Below are 17,974 nucleotides of genomic sequence, written 5' to 3' on the forward strand. Positions count from 1 at the left end.
ACCTGCTTTCATACACTATAAGCACGATGGTATATTCTCCCATGTCAATATCGATTCATCCATCAGCTGTATCTTGTCCTCGTTGATTCCTTTATTAATAAGAGATTTTTTTATGTCACAAGCAGTTTCATACTCAAGTACCGAGATTAATATATAGTCGTATTGCTGATCCGGTATCACCGTCAGATCATTTTCTATCTCATCAGCGATAACATTCGTGTCAACCCAGGCTACCAGCGGATACCTTGGATCCTTTCGTAAATAAGAAACCAAATGCTTTCCGACATTACCCGCACCATAGACAACGACTCTGCTTCCATTTTTTACCTCTCGATACGGAAAGAGATAACTATCGTTTTTAAACCAGCAACTGCTGTATTCCACCATAAGCATTACGTGAAAAATATATTGGCATATTACTTTCTCCAAATTCGGAATATATTTGTGATTCAGAAAAAATTCTTTTATCTTTTCTGTGAATAAACGCAATCTTTCTATTTGAGAATCACACGCCTGTATGATAGAACCCTTTCTTGTTTTTATATAGTGATAATCCGGCTCGTCAATACAACTTATGCGCTTGCTTTGTACCAGACAGGATAATAGACACACCAAATCTTCTCCAAGTGTCATACCATTATCAACAGTGGCCTCAATCTCCTGAAATAGTTTTTTCTTTATCCCCCAGCTGCACAGTGAAGGTGAAATATTCCTTTTTAAAAAAACACGGGTATCTACCAGACCTGGAAGCAAAATGTCTCTTATCTTCCGTCTGTCATATATTCCATACTCCAATGGGAACCCCCATTGATATACACTTCCATATTCATACTCTTTATAAATACCCGCCATGTATATCATATCAACGCCTAACGAAGCGCCTCTTTCTACCATATTTTCTACCCGGTTCTCCCCGATCCAGTCGTCCCCGTCCACATTGAGAATATATTCCCCTTTTGCAGCTGCTGCTCCGGCCTTTCTGGCGCTGACCAGACCACCATTTTCCTTGTGAATCACCCGCACCCGCGAATCCTGCGCTGCAAATTCGTCACAGAGCCGACCACTGCCGTCTGTAGAACCGTCATCTACCAGAATAATCTCGATATTGGAATATGTCTGTGATAAAATACTGTTGACACATGCCGTCAGATAATCCTTCACATTATAGATGGGCACAATGATACTGATCAAAATAGGTTCCAATGGACTCTCCTCCCAGGTTCTCTTTTATTTGGTGATGACCAGACTTCCCTGATTGTCACAGATTGGGACTTTGGCCAGCCTTGTCTGCAACTGTGCCTCATATCTCGCAACCGCTTTTTTCGCACAGGTAAGGAAGTTATTATAATCATGAATCATAAGATACCCCCCCCCTTGCCATACGCGGATAGAAATAGACAAGCCCCTGATACAAAGACTCTTCCCAGTCACAATCCAGTGAAACAAAGGCAAAAGTATCTTCCAAACCGTTCAGCGAATCCGGAAAGAGTCCTGGCCTGACAATCACTCTCTCTTCCCATCGCATTTTTTTCATCACGGTAGCGACTTCTGTCTTTCTGAAAATATCTCTTCCCGCTGCCTGCATCATACCGCTTGTCTCTTTTTCCAGCTCTGTTTCATCAAAACCGTCAAACGTATCAAACAAATAAAGAGTTCTGTCAGGGAACGCCGCATTGATATACTGTGCAAAATCACCCCGATAGACACCCAGCTCTGCAACCGCCCCGCTGACATTCGCATCTGTAATCTGTCGTGCCAGCAGTGAGAACGTCTTGATTCTGATATAATCGTTTTGATACATAGACTGCTTCTGCGTCGATACTGCCGCGAGTTCCTCATGATCCGCTCCCGGATTGACATCTATTTCCCGCACGAGATGGTATCTGCTCTTGATCGAATCCGCAAACTTATCACCGCATATCTCCCTGACAAAGTCGTAATCCTCATTCATGTCTGCGGTAAGAACATTGCCGTATACATAGATCACCTTGTCTGTATCCAGGCCAATCTCACGACACGTCGCTCTCACTTCCTCCGCACACGACAGGGAGACTAACACAGCGTCCCATTCAAGCTCTGATACTTCAGCAGGAGCATATACAGGCTTTCCTGCAAATCTGTGCGCAGACCGGTAGGTATCAACATACCCGATAATCTCGTCCTCGCACACATGATTGATCGTATGCCAGGCCAACTGCCCTGTCCCCCAAATCAATAATTTCTTCATACTGGTATCCATCATTCTTCTGTCTGCATTGTGCTGCAGACAAATCAGTGCCTTTCTGCTTCCGCCTGAAACGCTTTTCCCAACTCTTCCTTCAACACATCTTCTTCCAAAAATGGATAGAGATTTTCATAATTCGGAGAGACGAAAGTGCCGTCCGCAAGCGCGACCGACTTCAGCCTCGGACAGACCTCCTGATCTTCAGCGACAAAAACTTCCAGAACCGCCATCCCTTTCGTCTGCATCAACGCTTCCACCTTGCCTGCAAGCGCTTCTGTATCATGACAGGACAAATATTCCACACCATACGCCTGCACAATCTCTCTGATGTCAGGAATCGGAACACCCGCCGCCACATCTGTACCAAACGGCGGCTCGATACCATACCCTGACTGAGACATCCGCACAAACTGATAACCATTGTTGCTGACCACGATCATCTTCACTGGCAGCCCATATCGCTTCAGAGTCGCAAGCTCATGGATATTCATCTGCAGGCTCCCGTCGCCCACAAAGCAGATCACAGACCCGGAGCCATCGTTTCCGATGGCAAGTCCGATCGCCGTGGCCCAGTAGCCCATTGCCGACAGCCCTCCGGAAATGAAGACCCTCTGCCGTTCTTTCACCTGCCATTGTTGGGCGACAATACTGCAACAGGAACCGGTATCAGACAAAATCAGATCCTGTTCTCCCGCATAGTCGCTCACTGCTTCCACAACCTGATAGGTGGAGATCTTTTCACCCCGTGAGTATTCTTCCTGCATCACCGGATAGCATCTCTTCCAGCCATTGCAGCAGCTGATCCAGTGCTGATGACATACTTGCTCCGGCCCCGCCTCTCTGCCCCTGATATACTCCAGCGCATACTGCAGAAAATCCCCGAGATCCATCACTGCCTTTTCATTTATAACAAGACCATACTTCTCTGATTCAGAGCCGTCGATCTCGACCAGTATCTTATACGACTGGCCGGAAAATTTATCGACATCATATCCTGTCGTATTCGGCGACAGCCTGCTGCCAAGAATCAGCATCACATCACAAGTCTGGATCGCGAAGTGAGAAGGACGGCTCCCGTGATTACCACAGCGGCCTATAAAATATTCGCTGTCAGAAGCAATCGTATCGATCCCCATTCTGGAATTGACGACCGGAATCTGGTACCGCTTCACAAACTCTCTGAACCTCTCCACGGCGCCTGCCAGACGAATCCCCTGCCCCGCCAGAATCAGCGGCCTCTCTGCTTTGAGCAGTTTCTCCAATATTCCATCCAGCTTTTCAGCAGCGAAATCCGCAGCCAACTGATCAGACTGACCGGACTGTACCTCCCAGCCTCTCATAGTCTGCGGCACTTCCGCCGACTGGATATTGATCGGAATTTCAATACACACAGGGCCTGGCCTGCCGCAAACAGCTGTCTCATATGCCTCCTCAAGGCAGGCCCTGACATCCTCCGCCCTCTCGAGTAAAAAGGTCTTCTTCGTAATCGCCCGCATAATCCGGCCTGTATCCACGTCCTGTGTCCCATACTGCCTCATTTTGCGTTCCCGCTCATAGCGGACACTTTTCAGATTGGAATTGCCTGTCAGAAGGATTATCGGTGAAGAATCCACCCATGCCTGAGCAATTCCTGTCACTGTATTGGTCATGCCGGGACCATTAATCGTGAACACGACTCCCGGCTTTCGTGTAATGCGGGCCCAGCCATCCGCCGCCATAACTGCTGCCTGCTCATGATTGGTGAACACCGGCCTGATCTTCGTGCTTTCACTGAAAGCCTTGCAAAGCCACAAAGCCGCGCCGCCTACGACACCAAATATACGATCTGTTTTTTTCTCTTCCAAAAATGTTACGATATATTCCGCTACATTCATACGATCATCCTTTTTCACACGGTTTCATCCAGCAACTGTCCGTTGTAGCCAAAAGCGCCTTGAAAATCGTGATGTCATCCGTTGTTGTAATCTTGATATTGAGTTCGGAACCTTTGGCAAAGTAGACTTTCTTCCCCAATTCCAGCAGCAGTGTGCAGGTAGCGACAGAATTGGTAATCCCCTTATCGACTGCCTCCTGATGAAGCGCAACCATATCGCCCACACGGATTGTCTGCGGTGTCTGCGCCCTGAACAGAGAATTGCGCAAAATGCTTTCCCTTGACTCAAATTCGTCTTCTGACCTGAGCATTGCCTCCATACAGGGAATGACGGTAATCGCATTTCCATATTCCCTGCACTTTGCAATATTATCTGATATAATCTCCGGCGACAGCATCGGCCTGATTGCATCATGGACAAGAATCAGATCTTCGGAATCATACCGCTTTGCAATGGCACAGACGCCGTTTCTGATAGAATCCTGTCCATTCTTTCCTCCGTTGACAACTTCCACGACTTTGGAAATATGAAACTGTCTGATATATGCTTTTAACGCTTCCTGCCATCCGTCAAGACAGGCAATAACGATCCCCTCTATCTCCGGATGCTTTTGGAACGCTTCCATCGTATAAACGATCACCGGCTTGTCATTCACCGAAAGGAATTGTTTCGGTATCTCCTGATTCATTCTCGCTCCGGTGCCTCCTGCAATAATCAGTGCTATATTCGCCAATTTCACTCGCTCCTTGTCATCTGTGGTACATCAATCAGTCTGATAGCTGATACCGGATGTGCTTTTCGTTTCTTTTTTGGGGGAAGCGTCATATAGTCTCCGAATTCATACCGAAGCCATCCCTCATAATCCTTTACCCCTTCAAAGAGAACACCTGCCAGCCTGATCGGCGCTGTCTCCGCAAACCACCGCCTGTAATAGCCATGCAATGGTTTGGGCGCCGGATAGGTCAGGGTACGTACTACTTCTGTCGTCTCGCTGCCATGCTTCAGTATGAGTCGACGGTACATACGCTTTACTTTATCTTCCGGGATCCGGTACAAGAGCCCATACAAAAGCCGTTCGACCGCGTTGTCTGCCGCCAGACGCCCGATGGCCGACCACAATGTCTTTCTCACAAAAAAACAACATAACTCATGAATCCTTCTTAAAATAAGATTATCCGGGGTAGCATCGATTGGAAAAATGTCGAGAAACACACCTTGCTCATAGGGCATTCGCTCCTGACTCCTGCGCAGGAATAAAGTATCTCTGCGCCTGATCTTTGCATATCCCCAGCGGTATCCGGGTGTATTATCCATGTTTTGAAAATAGAAGCGTCCGCTGTCCAGGTCTTTCGCAGCGGCTTTACAGAATTTCTCGTATTCCCTCCTGAGCATTGCCACATCCGCATCGTCATCCCACGGTATAAAGTTCCCATCTCTGACAGCACCCAGAAGCGTTCCGCCGATGATGGTGTATTTTATATCATGTTTCTTACAGATACGGTCTACTTCGATCAGCATTTCCAGCTCAATCATCTGTATTTTGTGCAAAGCCTCCGCATTCAGCTCTACCATCTCTGTGTCTCTTCGTGATCGCTCTTTTGTACTCATAACTTATGGTATTATATCTCATCTTTCAATTATCTAATGTACACATTATATAATGTATAAATGAGTTATGCAAGCGTTTTTTGCTGGATATAATAACAGAAAAGGCTGGAGGGCAAACATGGTACGCTTGCGCGTCTTAGAAATACTGGAAAAACAGAATCATACAAAGTACTGGCTCTACAAACAGATGGAGATGAGTTATCAGAACTTTTCCAAGCTCGTCAACAATGAAACCAAGTCGATTCGCTTTGAAAATATCGAAAAACTCAGTGATCTTCTGAACTGCCCGATTGGCGATCTGTTTGAAAAAATAGAGACGGAAGAAGGATCTTTCTATTAAATAATAAATAAAGACAATTTTCTGAAAAAGAAAAAGCGTTTATTGGTTTTCCAACAAACGCTTTTTGTACTTAATGCCCGCTCTGATTTATATTTTTCCTCAAATATTAACTGAAATCATTTCTTCCTTACTGGGAAGTATACCTCCGTCACCCAGTCTTCCGGTGATAATGAGTCAAACTGCGTTTTGAGATAAAGGTCAAACGGCGCTCCCGCAATCTCATACCCGTTCTCAATAATCCAGGAAACGATCGCCCCATACGCTTCCGAGAGTGTGGAATATCCCCCATGATGAACGGTCACCGCGCACTCGCACGGCTGCATGACCACATCGGCCCTGTCCTTTTCCTGAATCCCGATAAAGACTTCGATGTCTGAGGATTTGTGGTTAAATTCATCATCATAATACCTCGCGCCATTCAGTCCTGTGGGAGTGACCTGTTCTTTTGGCACACGCTCGAAGAGCGTTCCATAATATTTCCCAAATTCATCGACGCCCATCATCGCACGGTTCGCCAGAACATTCATCTCCGGTGAATGTTTAATCTCAATCGTATAGCCTTTTTGATATGTCATAATGTCACCCGTCCTTTCAAATACAGAAATGTGTGTCTGAAGCTCGTTGAGGATAATGGCCATTTCCTGCTGCTCTCGTCTGATCTTTTCCTTTTGCCGCCGCAGCGCATCTGAGAGCGTTTTCTGATCGGAGACGGTAAGCAGATGCTGGATCTCTTCCAGAGAAAAACCGTAACGTTTGAGCCGCTGGATCAGATTCATTGTATCGATCTGCTCTGCCGCATAATACCGGTAGCCGGTAAAGCGGGCCACCTCCGCCGGAACGAGCAGACCGATCTTATCATAGTGATGGAGCGTCTTTACGCTGACCTGACATATTCTGGAAAATTCTCCGATTTGTAACATTTTCTCTACCGCCTTTCATAATCACAGATTCGAATCTGTAATCATTTTACCTTCTGACCTAAGAGGAGAGTCAACACTTTTTCACTCTATCAATATTTTTCCTGACTATAGTATCTGTTCCGCCGCCTTGGTCAGATTTCGTTCGATCTTCTCCATCAGCCGCTCGATCGGAACTTCCGCTATGATCTCATGAATGATCTGATCTCTCGCCACTTCCATCCCGCGTGACCTGTTGCCCCCGGTATGCAGCACCACATAAGCGACAGACAGCAAGCCCGCATCTTTCAGGCATCTGATTAATTCCAGCTTTTCTCCTACGGTTAATGTAAAAAAATCCGGATCGCAAATATGCTCCCAATCATCATGGTGTCCGACGATCCACTGCAGCAGACGCTGTAATTCTCTCTGGCTTTCCTGCATCTTATCATTTGTACACTCTCTGCTCATCACATTTTCCTCCATTCATAAAATATAATTGGTGCTGTTTCAAACACTATTATATTTTATAAAGGGTAAAAGGCAGAATGGTATTTTATTTTCCATAGAAAGAACGACCTTAAGCCTCTCGGCAAAAAAAGAATGGGGCTGTCAAATACCTTCCCCATCCATCTCTCTTCTTCTCAGCTGCCCGCACGCACCGTCAATATCCCTGCCCATTTCCCGGCGGACGGTGACATTGATGCGGCCGTTCTCCAGCTTATTTTTAAAAGCTGTCACCCGCTCGCGGCGCGGCGCAGTAAAGGAACGCTCCCGGACCGGATTAATCGGAATCAGATTGACATGACAGTTCAGCCGGCGGGCAATCGCAATCAGCTCCGCCGCATCTTCCTCCGTATCGTTGATCCCTTCCGACAGACTGTATTCGAACGTGATCCTGCGGCCTGTCCGTTCAAAATAATATTCACAGGCCGACAACACTTCCGCCAGCGGATACCGGTCCGTGACCGGCATCAGCGCCCGCCGCTTTGTATCGGTCGTGGCATGGAGCGACAGAGCAAGTGTAATCTGCAGCTTTTCGTCAGCAAGACGCCGGATATTCGGGGCAATGCCGCAGGTCGATACCGTAATATTGCGCTGGCTCATATGAAGTCCCCGCTCATCCGTCAGAAGACGGAGAAAACGCAGCAGATTGTCATAATTATCAAGCGGTTCTCCCGTGCCCATGACGACGACATTCGAAACCCGCTGCCCTGTCAGACGTCCGATGGCATAGATCTGATCGAGCATCTCGGACGGGGTCAGATTCCGCTCCAGCCCACCCAGCGTGGAGGCACAGAAACGACAGCCCATCCGGCAGCCCACCTGGGAAGAGATACATACGGAATTACCGTGATGGTATGACATCCACACACTCTCCACGAGATTACCGTCCGGCAGTGCGAACAGATACTTCTTCGTGCCGTCCAGCTCAGACTCCTGTACTCTGACCGCCTCCAGCGCCACAAGGATGGTTTCCTCCCGCAGCCGTTCCCGCAGCGCCCTGGAAACATTGCTCATCTCGTCATAAGACCGCGCCGCCTTCCGGTGGAGCCATTCATAGATCTGATCGCCGCGAAAAGATTTCTCTCCCATCCGCACCAGTTCCTCTTTCAGTTCTTCCAGTGCCAGTGATTTTATATCCATTTTTATCATTTTGTCCCGATTTTCCATATTCCTGTCCTGCCTGCCAAAAGCCTGTGACGATTTACCTGTCTCTTTTTCGCTACACTTTTTTATCCCGCACAAACCGCGCCAGGAAAAAGCCGTCCGTATCATGGACGCCCGGGAGAAGCTGTATGTATGGGCTCCCCGCCGCTTTCTCTCCGCCGGTAAAGCTGCCACCCTGCGTTGCAAAACCTTCCGGCAGGAAGGGGCGCGGATCCTCCCCGTGAAAGGGAAACTGCGACAGAAACCAGTCCGCCATCTCTTCATTCTCCGCCCGGCTGATCGTACAGGTTGAATATAGCAGAACACCGCCCGGTTTCACGTACTGCCAGACCGTACTCAGTATCTGTCTCTGGAGCTGTACGAGACTTTCGATCGTCTCTATCGAAGCATGATATTTGATGTCCCGCTTTCTGCCGATCACACCCAGGCCGGAGCAGGGCACATCAGCCAGTACGACGTCGGCCTCTCCCACATATGCTCCATCGAGGACCGCTGCGTCCCACTGTTCCAGCGTAACGTTATCCGCACGCATTCTCACTCTGTTTTCTTCCATCTGCTCCAGACGTCTGAAAGAAATATCTCTCGCCAGCACGCTTCCGCCGCTGCCGGCTTTTTCCCCTGCAAACAGCATCTTACCACCCGGAGCCGCACAGACATCCATCACAAAGTCTCCCTGACGGATTCCTGCCGCCTCCACGGCCAGCATGGAGCTGACATCCTGCACCGTAAATCTGCCGGCGGCAAAGGAAGGAATACCGCCAAGTCCTTCGCTCTTTTCCAGATTCCACGCATACGGCAGTATTTTGCTCTCTCTCACCAGGATGCCGCGCGCGTGCAATTCCTCTTTGATCTCTCTCTGGCAGGCTTCCCGCTCTTCCTCACGTATATCCTGCCGCAGTCTGACAGTGACCGGCCGCTTTTCCAACAGTCCCTGCAAAATTTTTTCTGTCTTTTCACTGCCTTGCTCCTGCTGCCACTTTTCCACAAGCCACTGCGGCATCGAATAACGGACAGAGAGAAATACAGCCTCGTTTTCCTCTCTGTCAGGCCAGGAAATATTATCTTTTTCTCTGCAAATACTGCGCAGCACACCGTTGACAAACCCTTTCAGAGAACGGAAAGAACGGTGCTCCGCCAGCTTTACCGCCTCATTGCATACGGCGCTGTCGGGTACACCGTCCATAAATAACAGTTGATATACGCTCATACGCAGCAGTTCCCGGATCAGTAGTTTCATCTTCCTCACCGGCGTTTTGGAAAACGCATCGATACAATAGTCAATCTGTATCCGGCGTTCAAGCGTCCCTTCGGTCAGACATTTGAAAAATGCTTTCTCCTGCACTCCCAGATAATCATACTTGTCGAGCATACCGCCGATGACCACATGACTGTATGCCTCTCCCCGGGAAACAGAGAGCAGCGCCTCCAGCGCCAGCTCTCTCACATTCACACTGTCTGTCTTCATCAATCGTCTCTCCTGCCGCCAAATAAAAGGACAAGCCGCAAAAGCTGCAGCACGGAAGAAGCCGCAGCCGCCACATAGGTCAGTGCCGCCGCATTCAGAACCTGTCTGCACTGTCCGACTTCCTGTCCTGATAATATACCCTGCCGGTCCAATATCTGTACTGCTCTGTGGGAAGCGTTATATTCCACAGGCAGCGTGACAAGCTGGAACAGTACTGCCAGACAAAATACCCAGATACCGATATTGACAAGTGTCGCATTCATGCCGAGAATCATTCCCAGAATGATCAGCGGAACGCCAAGTTTAGAACCAATGTTCGCTGCCGGCACAAGCGCCGTCCGAATCCTCAGCGGTGCATACCCTTCATAATGCTGCAATACATGGCCGCACTCGTGTGCCGCTACGCCTACGGCTGCCACGGAAGGGGAATTGTATGTGGAATCCGACAGACGGACGACCTTGGCTTTCGGATCATAATGGTCCGTCAGATTTCCGTGCACATGTTCGACACGCACATCCCGGATTCCTGCCTGATAGAGTATCCGCTCCGCCGCCTGTGCTCCCGTCATGCCCGTCATACTGCGCACTCTCGAAAATTTGGAATACGTGCTGTTCACTTTGGCAGACGCCGCCATACAGAGCACAAACCCGATCAGCACCAGAAAATAAGTCGGATCAAAATAATATCCGTAACCATAATATGGCATCATAAAAATCTCTCCTTTTTGCCAGTTTCTCGCCTGTCTGTGACAGACGGCTATTCACCCAGTCTCTCCCCGGCCTTTACAGGATACCCCAAAAGGAAGTCTTTTACCTGCATCCTCTTTTTGCCTTCGGGCTGCACGCTCTTTAAAATCAGGATTCCCCGGCCTGTCATAACTTCGATCGTCTCTCTCGTCACATTGACAACCGTACCCGGAGAGTCGCATCCGGCCCGTGCCGCCACGGTGTCCGGAGGCTGCGCCTCATCTGCCTCGCCGGCCGGCCTCCTGCTCTGCCCCGTTTCGGCCGCTTCCTGCGCTTCCCATATTTTCAGATTTTTACCTCGGAACACCGTATACGCACCGGGCCAGGAGTTCAGCCCCCGCACAAGCCGTGCAAGCGACGCCGCATCGCTTTTCCAGTCTATATTTCCCAGAGACTTGCGCAGCATCTTCGCATAGCTGGAATCGGCATCATTTTGCTTTTCGGGCGTGATTTCTCCCTGCACAAACCGCGGTATCGTCTCTGTCACAAGTGATGCACCTGCCGCCATCAGTTTATCGTGCAGGCTGTCCCCCGTTTCAGTCGGTTCGATCAGCACGACCCGCTTAGCCAGCATATCACCGGTATCCAGTCCTTCGTTCATCTGCATGATCGTAATGCCCGTCTCCGTCTCTCCGTTTAAGATTGCCCACTGGATCGGGGCCGCCCCCCTGTATTTCGGAAGCAGAGAAGCATGGATATTGATGCAGCCATATCTGGGCATCCGAAGAATCTCCGCCGAAAGAATCTGGCCAAACGCAGCGACGACAAACAGCTCCGCCTCATATTTTTTTAATTCCTCTACCGCCTCCGGCGCCTTGATCTTCACCGGCTGAAAGACCGGAATGTCATGTTTGCGTGCACATTCCTTTACCGGCGGAAACTGTACGGCCTTGCCTCTTCCCTTCGGTTTATCCGGCTGGGTGACGACACAGACGATCTCATATCCCGCTGCAATGAGCGCCTCCAGTGCACCCACCGCAAAATCCGGTGTCCCCATAAAACAGATTTTGACCGGATCAGTCATTTTCTCACCTTTCATCCTGCAGCTCCTCATCCTCTTCCATATCTTCCACATTCATCAGCTCGCCCTCGACTTTCTCCACATAGAGATGTCCGTCGAGATGCTCCGTCTCGTGGCAGACTGCCCGTGCCAGAAGCTCTGTGGCCTCCAGTTCAAACGGCTTCATATCCCGGTCCAGCGCCCGCACCTTCACATAATTCGGACGTATGACGACACCGGTCTTTCCCGGTACGCTCAGGCACGCCTCATGGCCGATCTGCTCACCACTCGTCTCCATTATCTGCGGATTAATCAGCACATACGGATCTTCCCCCGTCGTATCGATGACTACGATCCGCTTCAGAATACCGACCTGACATGCCGCCAGGCCGACACCGTTCGTCTCATACATCGTATCAAGCATATCATCGATGAGCTGCGACGTGCGCGCCGTCATTTCTGTCACTTCCTTACATCTTTTCTGTAACACACCATCTCCGATTTCCCGGATCGTTCTGATTGCCATACCTGTTTTCCTCCTCTTGTCAATAACTGTTCATAGGGTCAAAATCAAACTGTACACTTTCCCCCTGAGTCTTCTGCTCATCAAGAAACGCTTCCAGTCTGTCCTTTATGTAAATAAGCGCTGTCATATCACTGCATTTTCCGTAAAAAACAGTCCGGTACTGACCCGCAATCCTGCCGATACCGGCTGGCGCCGGACCAATCACCTGTACCTTCTTCTCCCGGTACGAAGACTCGGACAGAGCGCCCGCCGTCTCCCGCACAAGCCGCTCCGCCAGCTCTCTGCCTGTGCTTTCCTCTCCGGATAATATGAGCACTGCCAGCATATGCGCGGACGGCGGATAGCCGAGTAGCTCGCGGTATCCCATCTCTTCCGCATAAAAGCCCTGATAATCCTGGGCGGCGGCATAACGAATGCTGTGATGGTCCGGCTGATATGTCTGGATGACAACTTCTCCCGGCTTTTTCCCTCTGCCTGCCCGGCCTGCCGCCTGTGTCAGCAGCTGGAATGTCCGCTCACCCGCTCTGTAATCTCCCGCATGGAGAGACAGGTCCGCCGCCAATATACCGACCAGCGTCACATTTGGAAAATCATGCCCCTTGACGATCATCTGGGTCCCCACGAGAATATCCGCCTCCCCGCCCGCGAAAGCGGCCAGAATCTCTTCATAGCTCTCTTTCCGTCTCGTCGTGTCCGCATCCATCCGCAGTACCCGCGCCTGCGGATACATCCGGTGCAGACATTCCTCGATCTGCTCCGTGCCCGCCCGGAATGCTGCAATGTATTTGGAGCCGCACTCCGGACACACCGTTACGGTTGGCTGTTCATAACCGCAGTAATGACAGACGAGACGTCCGTTTCTGTGCTCCGACAGCGACACGTCACAGTTCACACATTTCATTACATGGCCGCAGGCGCGGCAGGACACAAAGCCTGCATATCCCCGACGGTTCAAAAAGAGCATACTCTGCTCTCCCGCCGCCAGCCGCTGTTCCAGAAGCCTCTGCAGCCGGCTGCTGAAGATCGAGCGGTTTCCCCGCCGCAGTTCTTCCCGCAGGTCTTCGACATATACCTGTGGCAGCTGACCGCCTGTCAACCGCTTTGTCAGTTCATAGCGTCTGATCAGACCCGTTTCCGACGCATAATAAGATTCCAGCGACGGAGTCGCCGACCCCAGCACGACGCTCGCGCCGTAATAAGAGGCAAGCTCACGGGCCGCTTCCCGCGCATGATATTTCGGCATCGTCTCACTCTTATAACTGGCTTCGTGCTCCTCGTCAATAATAATCAGTCCCAATCTGGAAAAAGGGGTAAACAGCGCTGACCTCGGCCCGATCATTACATCGATTTCTCCTTTGTCTGCCCTCTCCCACTGATCGTATTTCTCTCCGGCGGAGAGTCTTGAGTGCATGACCGATACCCGGCTGCCAAATCGGGACGTAAAACGGGACACCGTCTGATATGTGAGCGCGATCTCCGGGATAAGCACAATCGCCTGTTTGCCAAGAGCTGTCACGCCGGCGATCAGTTCCATGTACACTTCTGTCTTCCCGCTGCCGGTAATGCCATGGAGCAGATACGTACCCGGCCGCCCGGCCCTGTAATCCGCCAGCACATGATCGATCACGGTCTGCTGCTGACTGCTGTAAACGACAGTCTGCTCCTTCGCACCGGCTCCCACGGCCGCTTCTCTGACCGGATTTCGATAAAAAACCTCTGAACTGACCGCAATAATCGTTTTCTCTTCCAGCGCGCGAATAACGGCCGGCGTCACAGAGAGCGTTCTCACCGCATATTCATAGGCGATCTCTTTTTTGCTAAATAACGTTTCCAGAAGACGTAGTCTGGCATTTTGATGTTTCCTGCGGCATTCCATGATGATCGACTCCGCTTCACCGGAAGATACCGCCAATGAGATTCGGCGCTTTGTCTGCGCTCTCATCCTTTGCTTTACCGGCAGCACTGTCTTCAGCGCAGTGATCATCGTCGAACCATATCGCTCTCTCATCCATGCCGCCAGCCGTATCTGACTTCCGGCGGCCGACACTCCTTTATCCGCAATCCGAAGGATTTCCTTTATTTTATCCTCATCATATCCCGGCCTGTCGGTCACCCCGATCACATACCCGGTCCGCTCCCTGTCTCCTTTTCCAAACGGAACGACAACACACATTCCCGGACTGATCTTTCCCAGAAGCGGCTGCGGTATCCGGTACTGAAAAGGACGGTCTACCTTTTCATGAGAAATATCAACAATGACATCGGCATATCTGCCTGTTATCATACAGTCCTTCCTCTTTCCCGCAAAATATCCGCGATCAGCACTCTCTCATCCATCGGATATTTCTTTCCTCTGATCTCCTGATAATCCTCATGCCCCTTTCCGGCAAGCACGATAATATCTCCCGGCTGGCCATGGTCAATGACATAGGCGATGGCTTCCTTACGGTCACAGATCTCCACATATTCGCCCGCTGTCCTGCCGATCCCCGTCTTAATGTCATCAATGATGTCCTGCGGCTCTTCGTCCCGCGGATTGTCGGAAGTGATAACTGTCAGATCTGCCAGACGCCCGCTCACCTCTCCCATCTCATAGCGGCGCAGCCTGGAACGATTGCCCCCACAGCCAAACAGACAGACCAGCCGATGCGGCTGATATTCTTTCAGCGTCGTCAACAGACTCTCCAGCGCCATCGCATTATGCGCATAATCGATCATCAGCGTAAACGCATCCGACACTTTCACGATCTCGATCCTGCCCCGTACATGGGCATGAAGCAGCGCCTCCTTGATGTCATCCCCGGAGACCCCGAAATGTGCACAGATCGCCATCGCCGTCAGCGCATTATAGACGCTGAAACGCCCCGGCGTATTCGTCTCCACCGACAGATCAATCAGCCCCCGCACCTCAAAGTCCACGCCAAGACTACCCGGTTTCGTCACAAGACGCATGTTGTATGCCTGCAAGTCAGCTTTCTCCGAAAATCCATATGTTTCCAGCCTGCATGTATGTCCCTCCGTCACCTTCTGCCAGTGGACGTCGTCACAGTTCACGATCCCCACCCGGCACTGCCGGAACAAAAGCCCCTTGCAGGCCATATAATCCTCAAAATCTTTATGTTCATTTGGTCCGATATGATCCGGCTCGATATTGGTAAAAATACCGATGTCAAAGACAAATCCCTGCGTCCGGTGCATCATCAGCCCCTGCGACGACACTTCCATCACGACCGTATCGCACCCCGCATCCGCCATCTCCCTGAGATACTGCTGCAGCACGTAGGATTCCGGTGTCGTATTGGCCGCCGGAATATGCCGCTCCCCGATGACCGCCTCTATCGTGCCGATCAGTCCCACGGTTCTCCCGGCATGTTCCAAAATAGACTTCACGAGATACGTCGTCGTCGTCTTGCCCTTCGTCCCCGTGATGCCGATGATCTTCATCTGCTCCGCCGGATAACCGAAATAAGCCGCCGAAAGAAAAGCCAGCGCATATCTCGTGTCCGCCACGCGGATCATTGTCGCCCCGCTTTCATCCGGGATTTCCACCTCTTTTTCCACCACGATCACAGCGGCTCCCTTCTCCGCCGCCTCCGCCGCAAAACTGTGTCCGTCCACATTCGCACCCGCGATGCAGACAAACATGCAGTCCCTTTCGATCTTTCTCGAATCATAGACGAGCGCTCCCACTTCTCTGTCAGGGTCTCCCTTCACACAGGTATAAGTAAGCCGCTCCAATAACGTTAAAGCCTGAACCATATCGTTCCTCTTTTCTTTCCTTGTAGATTACTATATAAAATAGCACAAATCAGCGTTGATTGCAATTCAGGGGATACCTGTTCTATTATAATATAAAGAAAAACCTCCGGGGCAACGGAGGTTTTTCTTTTCTCATGAGGGGGAGATAGTGAGTTGTTATTCGACTATCTGATTTATACTATACCCGATAAATATGGAAAAAATGTGTCCATTTTCTGAAATAAAACATAAATTTATTAAGAAAAAATAAAGACCCGATGAAATTTACCAAAAGCCAGAAAAACACCGGCATAATTCCCTCCGTCCATGCGCATACTATGAGCGAAAGGAAGGTAACTCATATGGATTATGATAAAATTGTATGTAATTGTCTTGGTGTAACAAATGGTATGATCAAAGAGGCCGTCGATGGCGGCGCAGACACGTTGGAACAGGTGCAGGAAGCTACCGGTGCAGGCACCGTATGCGGCGCCTGCCTGGAAGATGTCAGACATCTGGTGGAACAGTTTGTATCCGAGAGAAAGGATGGCTGACCATGAAGGACGAAGAACTGCCGATCGGTTTCTCCATGGAGCTGGCCAAACATCTGGACGCGCTCAACCGCTTTTCCGGTCTGTCTGACTCCGAAAAGAAAGCCGTCATTGAACGGGCACGGCAGATCACTTCCAGACAGGAAATGCGAAACTTTGTCAACTCCGGCTTCTGAAAAACTCATTTGATTGCCAAAATACTGTCTCATCTCTGTCCCTCAAAAGGAATTGTTGCACCTTTCTCATGTCAAATCATAAAATACAATATATTCTAATATAAACGAGGGATATTATGAATTCCAACGATTTCGAGTACATGAACAGCAACGGCAATAACAATAAAGCAGCCGCAACGCCTGTGATTCCTCTGCCCAATCCCGGTGAGGGCGGTCCCGTCTATCCCGGCAACAACTTTAACCCGGAGCCGGACAACGGTGCCTCAACACCTGTGATCCCCCTGCCCAATCCCGGTGAGGGCGGTCCTGTCTATCCCGGCAACATGCCCGGCGGCAATGGCAACGTCCCCGTCATTCCTCTGCCCAATCCCGGCGAAGGCGGTCCTGTCTATCCCGGCAACATGCCCGGCGACAATGGCAACGTCCCCGTCATCCCCCTGCCCAATCCCGGTGAGGGCGGCCCGGTCTATCCCGGTAATCACTTTCCTCCCATGCTGGGAACAATCATCACGGTCCTGCCCCGTCCGGTCACGCCGTGCTTTTACTGTAACACAAACAGCTATGGCACGATCCGCTTCCTGAATGCGGCAGTCGGCTACAATCCGTTCGTCATTTCCGTCAATAACCGTACGGCTGTAGACACTCTCGAATACGCGGAAGTCAGCGAATATGGCCGCATTTCTTCCGGCTACCAGACGATCACCGTTGCCGGCAGAAATGGCTATATCTACATCACCAAACAGATCCGTGTCACCGTAGGCGCTACGATGACCATCGCCATCGTCAACACAGCCGGAGGACTTGATCTCGTGGAGATCAATGATTCATCCTGCTATACGCCGCTGGGCGGTTCCTGCCTGCGCGCATGCAATCTCTCGCACAACGCCGGTCCGCTCACTGTCTCCACCTACTCCGGCAACATCGTCTTCCAGAATGTCATGTTCAAAGAAGTGACAAATTATGTCCGTGTCATACCTGCGCACTATGACATCTATGTAGCCAGCGCAAACGAAGTGCTGCTGTCCACCGACCTTACCGTTCGGAGCAACGCACAGTACACCATCTACATGTTCAACTGGAACGAATCCCCCACGGCCATCCGTACCCTGATCATTGAAGACAGAAAGTAATCCTTTTTACATGCTGTCTGTCTTCCTT

At 50.4% G+C, this 17,974-nt stretch carries 19 protein-coding genes; 4 read left to right on the top strand and 15 right to left on the bottom strand.

Features of this window, described 5'->3' with window-relative positions:
* Positions 1 to 15: 15 nt before the first annotated feature.
* Genes V1224_10405 through V1224_10430 form a run of 6 tightly spaced genes read right to left on the bottom strand, consistent with a single transcriptional unit; the run spans position 16 to position 5,670 of the window.
* Positions 16 to 1,203, bottom strand: a complete 1,188-nt coding sequence (locus V1224_10405; protein ID WWR14905.1) for a glycosyltransferase — start codon at positions 1,201 to 1,203, stop codon at positions 16 to 18.
* 24 nt (positions 1,204 to 1,227) lie between these two features.
* Positions 1,228 to 1,359 (bottom strand): hypothetical protein, encoded by a 132-nt coding sequence (locus V1224_10410; GenBank protein WWR14906.1) that lies wholly within the window; start codon positions 1,357 to 1,359, stop codon positions 1,228 to 1,230.
* Complete coding sequence (locus tag V1224_10415) at positions 1,349 to 2,227, bottom strand: TylF/MycF/NovP-related O-methyltransferase (protein ID WWR14907.1); 879 nt, start codon at positions 2,225 to 2,227, stop codon at positions 1,349 to 1,351. The genes V1224_10410 and V1224_10415 overlap by 11 nt, the downstream gene beginning before the upstream one ends.
* A gap of 44 nt (positions 2,228 to 2,271) precedes the next feature.
* A complete protein-coding gene (locus V1224_10420) occupies positions 2,272 to 4,098 on the bottom strand; it encodes a thiamine pyrophosphate-binding protein (protein WWR14908.1) in 1,827 nt (608 codons plus the stop codon).
* Between the two features lie 4 nt (positions 4,099 to 4,102).
* Complete coding sequence (locus V1224_10425) at positions 4,103 to 4,831, bottom strand: IspD/TarI family cytidylyltransferase (GenBank protein WWR14909.1); 729 nt, start codon at positions 4,829 to 4,831, stop codon at positions 4,103 to 4,105.
* Positions 4,832 to 4,833: 2 nt separating this feature from the next.
* On the bottom strand, positions 4,834 to 5,670 hold the full coding sequence (locus V1224_10430; protein WWR14910.1) for a LicD family protein: 837 nt from the start codon (positions 5,668 to 5,670) through the stop codon (positions 4,834 to 4,836).
* Between the two features lie 154 nt (positions 5,671 to 5,824).
* On the opposite strand from V1224_10430, the gene V1224_10435 reads away from it, so the two are divergent.
* Complete coding sequence (locus V1224_10435; protein WWR14911.1) at positions 5,825 to 6,046, top strand: helix-turn-helix transcriptional regulator; 222 nt, start codon at positions 5,825 to 5,827, stop codon at positions 6,044 to 6,046.
* 116 nt (positions 6,047 to 6,162) lie between these two features.
* Here the strand turns inward: V1224_10435 and V1224_10440 are convergent, their stop codons facing one another.
* From V1224_10440 to V1224_10480, 9 genes are all read right to left on the bottom strand, one after another.
* On the bottom strand, positions 6,163 to 6,966 hold the full coding sequence (locus V1224_10440) for a MerR family transcriptional regulator (protein WWR14912.1): 804 nt from the start codon (positions 6,964 to 6,966) through the stop codon (positions 6,163 to 6,165).
* Positions 6,967 to 7,071: 105 nt separating this feature from the next.
* Complete coding sequence (locus V1224_10445) at positions 7,072 to 7,413, bottom strand: hypothetical protein (protein ID WWR14913.1); 342 nt, start codon at positions 7,411 to 7,413, stop codon at positions 7,072 to 7,074.
* Between the two features lie 141 nt (positions 7,414 to 7,554).
* On the bottom strand, positions 7,555 to 8,598 hold the full coding sequence (gene rlmN / locus V1224_10450) for a 23S rRNA (adenine(2503)-C(2))-methyltransferase RlmN (GenBank protein WWR14914.1): 1,044 nt from the start codon (positions 8,596 to 8,598) through the stop codon (positions 7,555 to 7,557).
* 70 nt (positions 8,599 to 8,668) lie between these two features.
* On the bottom strand, positions 8,669 to 10,078 hold the full coding sequence (rsmB, locus tag V1224_10455; GenBank protein WWR14915.1) for a 16S rRNA (cytosine(967)-C(5))-methyltransferase RsmB: 1,410 nt from the start codon (positions 10,076 to 10,078) through the stop codon (positions 8,669 to 8,671).
* Positions 10,078 to 10,785: a zinc metallopeptidase gene (locus V1224_10460; protein ID WWR17461.1), complete on the bottom strand. Its 708-nt coding sequence runs from the start codon at positions 10,783 to 10,785 to the stop codon at positions 10,078 to 10,080. The genes rsmB and V1224_10460 overlap by 1 nt, the downstream gene beginning before the upstream one ends.
* A gap of 50 nt (positions 10,786 to 10,835) precedes the next feature.
* Positions 10,836 to 11,864 carry a methionyl-tRNA formyltransferase gene (gene fmt, locus V1224_10465; protein WWR14916.1) on the bottom strand — a complete coding sequence of 343 codons (1,029 nt, stop codon included), beginning with the start codon at positions 11,862 to 11,864 and terminating at the stop codon, positions 10,836 to 10,838.
* Positions 11,854 to 12,351, bottom strand: coding sequence for a peptide deformylase (gene def, locus V1224_10470; GenBank protein WWR14917.1), 498 nt, complete (start codon positions 12,349 to 12,351; stop codon positions 11,854 to 11,856). The genes fmt and def overlap by 11 nt, the downstream gene beginning before the upstream one ends.
* Positions 12,352 to 12,370: 19 nt before the next feature.
* Positions 12,371 to 14,635: a primosomal protein N' gene (priA, locus tag V1224_10475; GenBank protein ID WWR14918.1), complete on the bottom strand. Its 2,265-nt coding sequence runs from the start codon at positions 14,633 to 14,635 to the stop codon at positions 12,371 to 12,373.
* Positions 14,632 to 16,110, bottom strand: coding sequence for a UDP-N-acetylmuramoyl-L-alanyl-D-glutamate--2,6-diaminopimelate ligase (locus tag V1224_10480; protein ID WWR14919.1), 1,479 nt, complete (start codon positions 16,108 to 16,110; stop codon positions 14,632 to 14,634). Before V1224_10480 ends, priA begins: the two co-directional genes overlap by 4 nt.
* Positions 16,111 to 16,427: 317 nt before the next feature.
* On the opposite strand from V1224_10480, the gene V1224_10485 reads away from it, so the two are divergent.
* The 3 genes from V1224_10485 (at position 16,428) to V1224_10495 (ending at position 17,946) form a co-directional block, all read left to right on the top strand.
* On the top strand, positions 16,428 to 16,643 hold the full coding sequence (locus V1224_10485; GenBank protein ID WWR14920.1) for a (2Fe-2S)-binding protein: 216 nt from the start codon (positions 16,428 to 16,430) through the stop codon (positions 16,641 to 16,643).
* Between the two features lie 2 nt (positions 16,644 to 16,645).
* Positions 16,646 to 16,816 (top strand): hypothetical protein, encoded by a 171-nt coding sequence (locus tag V1224_10490; protein WWR14921.1) that lies wholly within the window; start codon positions 16,646 to 16,648, stop codon positions 16,814 to 16,816.
* Positions 16,817 to 16,932: 116 nt separating this feature from the next.
* On the top strand, positions 16,933 to 17,946 hold the full coding sequence (locus tag V1224_10495) for a DUF4397 domain-containing protein (protein ID WWR14922.1): 1,014 nt from the start codon (positions 16,933 to 16,935) through the stop codon (positions 17,944 to 17,946).
* Positions 17,947 to 17,974: the final 28 nt, after the last annotated feature.

Source organism: Lachnospiraceae bacterium JLR.KK008, from assembly GCA_037015955.1.
In the GTDB taxonomy this organism is placed as follows: Bacteria; Bacillota; Clostridia; order Lachnospirales; family Lachnospiraceae; genus VSOB01.

Excerpts from the sequence above, each read along its gene's own strand:
- V1224_10480 (WWR14919.1), bottom strand. The coding sequence starts at position 16,110 with ATGGTTCAGGCTTTAACGTTATTGGAGCGGCTTACTTATACCTGTGTG.
- priA (WWR14918.1), bottom strand. The coding sequence starts at position 14,635 with ATGATAACAGGCAGATATGCCGATGTCATTGTTGATATTTCTCATGAA.
- V1224_10420 (WWR14908.1), bottom strand. The coding sequence starts at position 4,098 with ATGAATGTAGCGGAATATATCGTAACATTTTTGGAAGAGAAAAAAACA.
- V1224_10415 (WWR14907.1), bottom strand. The coding sequence starts at position 2,227 with ATGAAGAAATTATTGATTTGGGGGACAGGGCAGTTGGCCTGGCATACG.
- V1224_10440 (WWR14912.1), bottom strand. The coding sequence starts at position 6,966 with ATGTTACAAATCGGAGAATTTTCCAGAATATGTCAGGTCAGCGTAAAG.
- V1224_10495 (WWR14922.1), top strand. The coding sequence starts at position 16,933 with ATGAATTCCAACGATTTCGAGTACATGAACAGCAACGGCAATAACAAT.
- V1224_10410 (WWR14906.1), bottom strand. The coding sequence starts at position 1,359 with ATGATTCATGATTATAATAACTTCCTTACCTGTGCGAAAAAAGCGGTT.
- V1224_10490 (WWR14921.1), top strand. The coding sequence starts at position 16,646 with ATGAAGGACGAAGAACTGCCGATCGGTTTCTCCATGGAGCTGGCCAAA.
- rsmB (WWR14915.1), bottom strand. The coding sequence starts at position 10,078 with ATGAAGACAGACAGTGTGAATGTGAGAGAGCTGGCGCTGGAGGCGCTG.
- V1224_10485 (WWR14920.1), top strand. The coding sequence starts at position 16,428 with ATGAGCGAAAGGAAGGTAACTCATATGGATTATGATAAAATTGTATGT.
- fmt (WWR14916.1), bottom strand. The coding sequence starts at position 11,864 with ATGAAAGGTGAGAAAATGACTGATCCGGTCAAAATCTGTTTTATGGGG.
- def (WWR14917.1), bottom strand. The coding sequence starts at position 12,351 with ATGGCAATCAGAACGATCCGGGAAATCGGAGATGGTGTGTTACAGAAA.
- V1224_10435 (WWR14911.1), top strand. The coding sequence starts at position 5,825 with ATGGTACGCTTGCGCGTCTTAGAAATACTGGAAAAACAGAATCATACA.
- V1224_10460 (WWR17461.1), bottom strand. The coding sequence starts at position 10,785 with ATGCCATATTATGGTTACGGATATTATTTTGATCCGACTTATTTTCTG.
- rlmN (WWR14914.1), bottom strand. The coding sequence starts at position 8,598 with ATGATAAAAATGGATATAAAATCACTGGCACTGGAAGAACTGAAAGAG.
- V1224_10430 (WWR14910.1), bottom strand. The coding sequence starts at position 5,670 with ATGGTAGAGCTGAATGCGGAGGCTTTGCACAAAATACAGATGATTGAG.
- V1224_10445 (WWR14913.1), bottom strand. The coding sequence starts at position 7,413 with ATGAGCAGAGAGTGTACAAATGATAAGATGCAGGAAAGCCAGAGAGAA.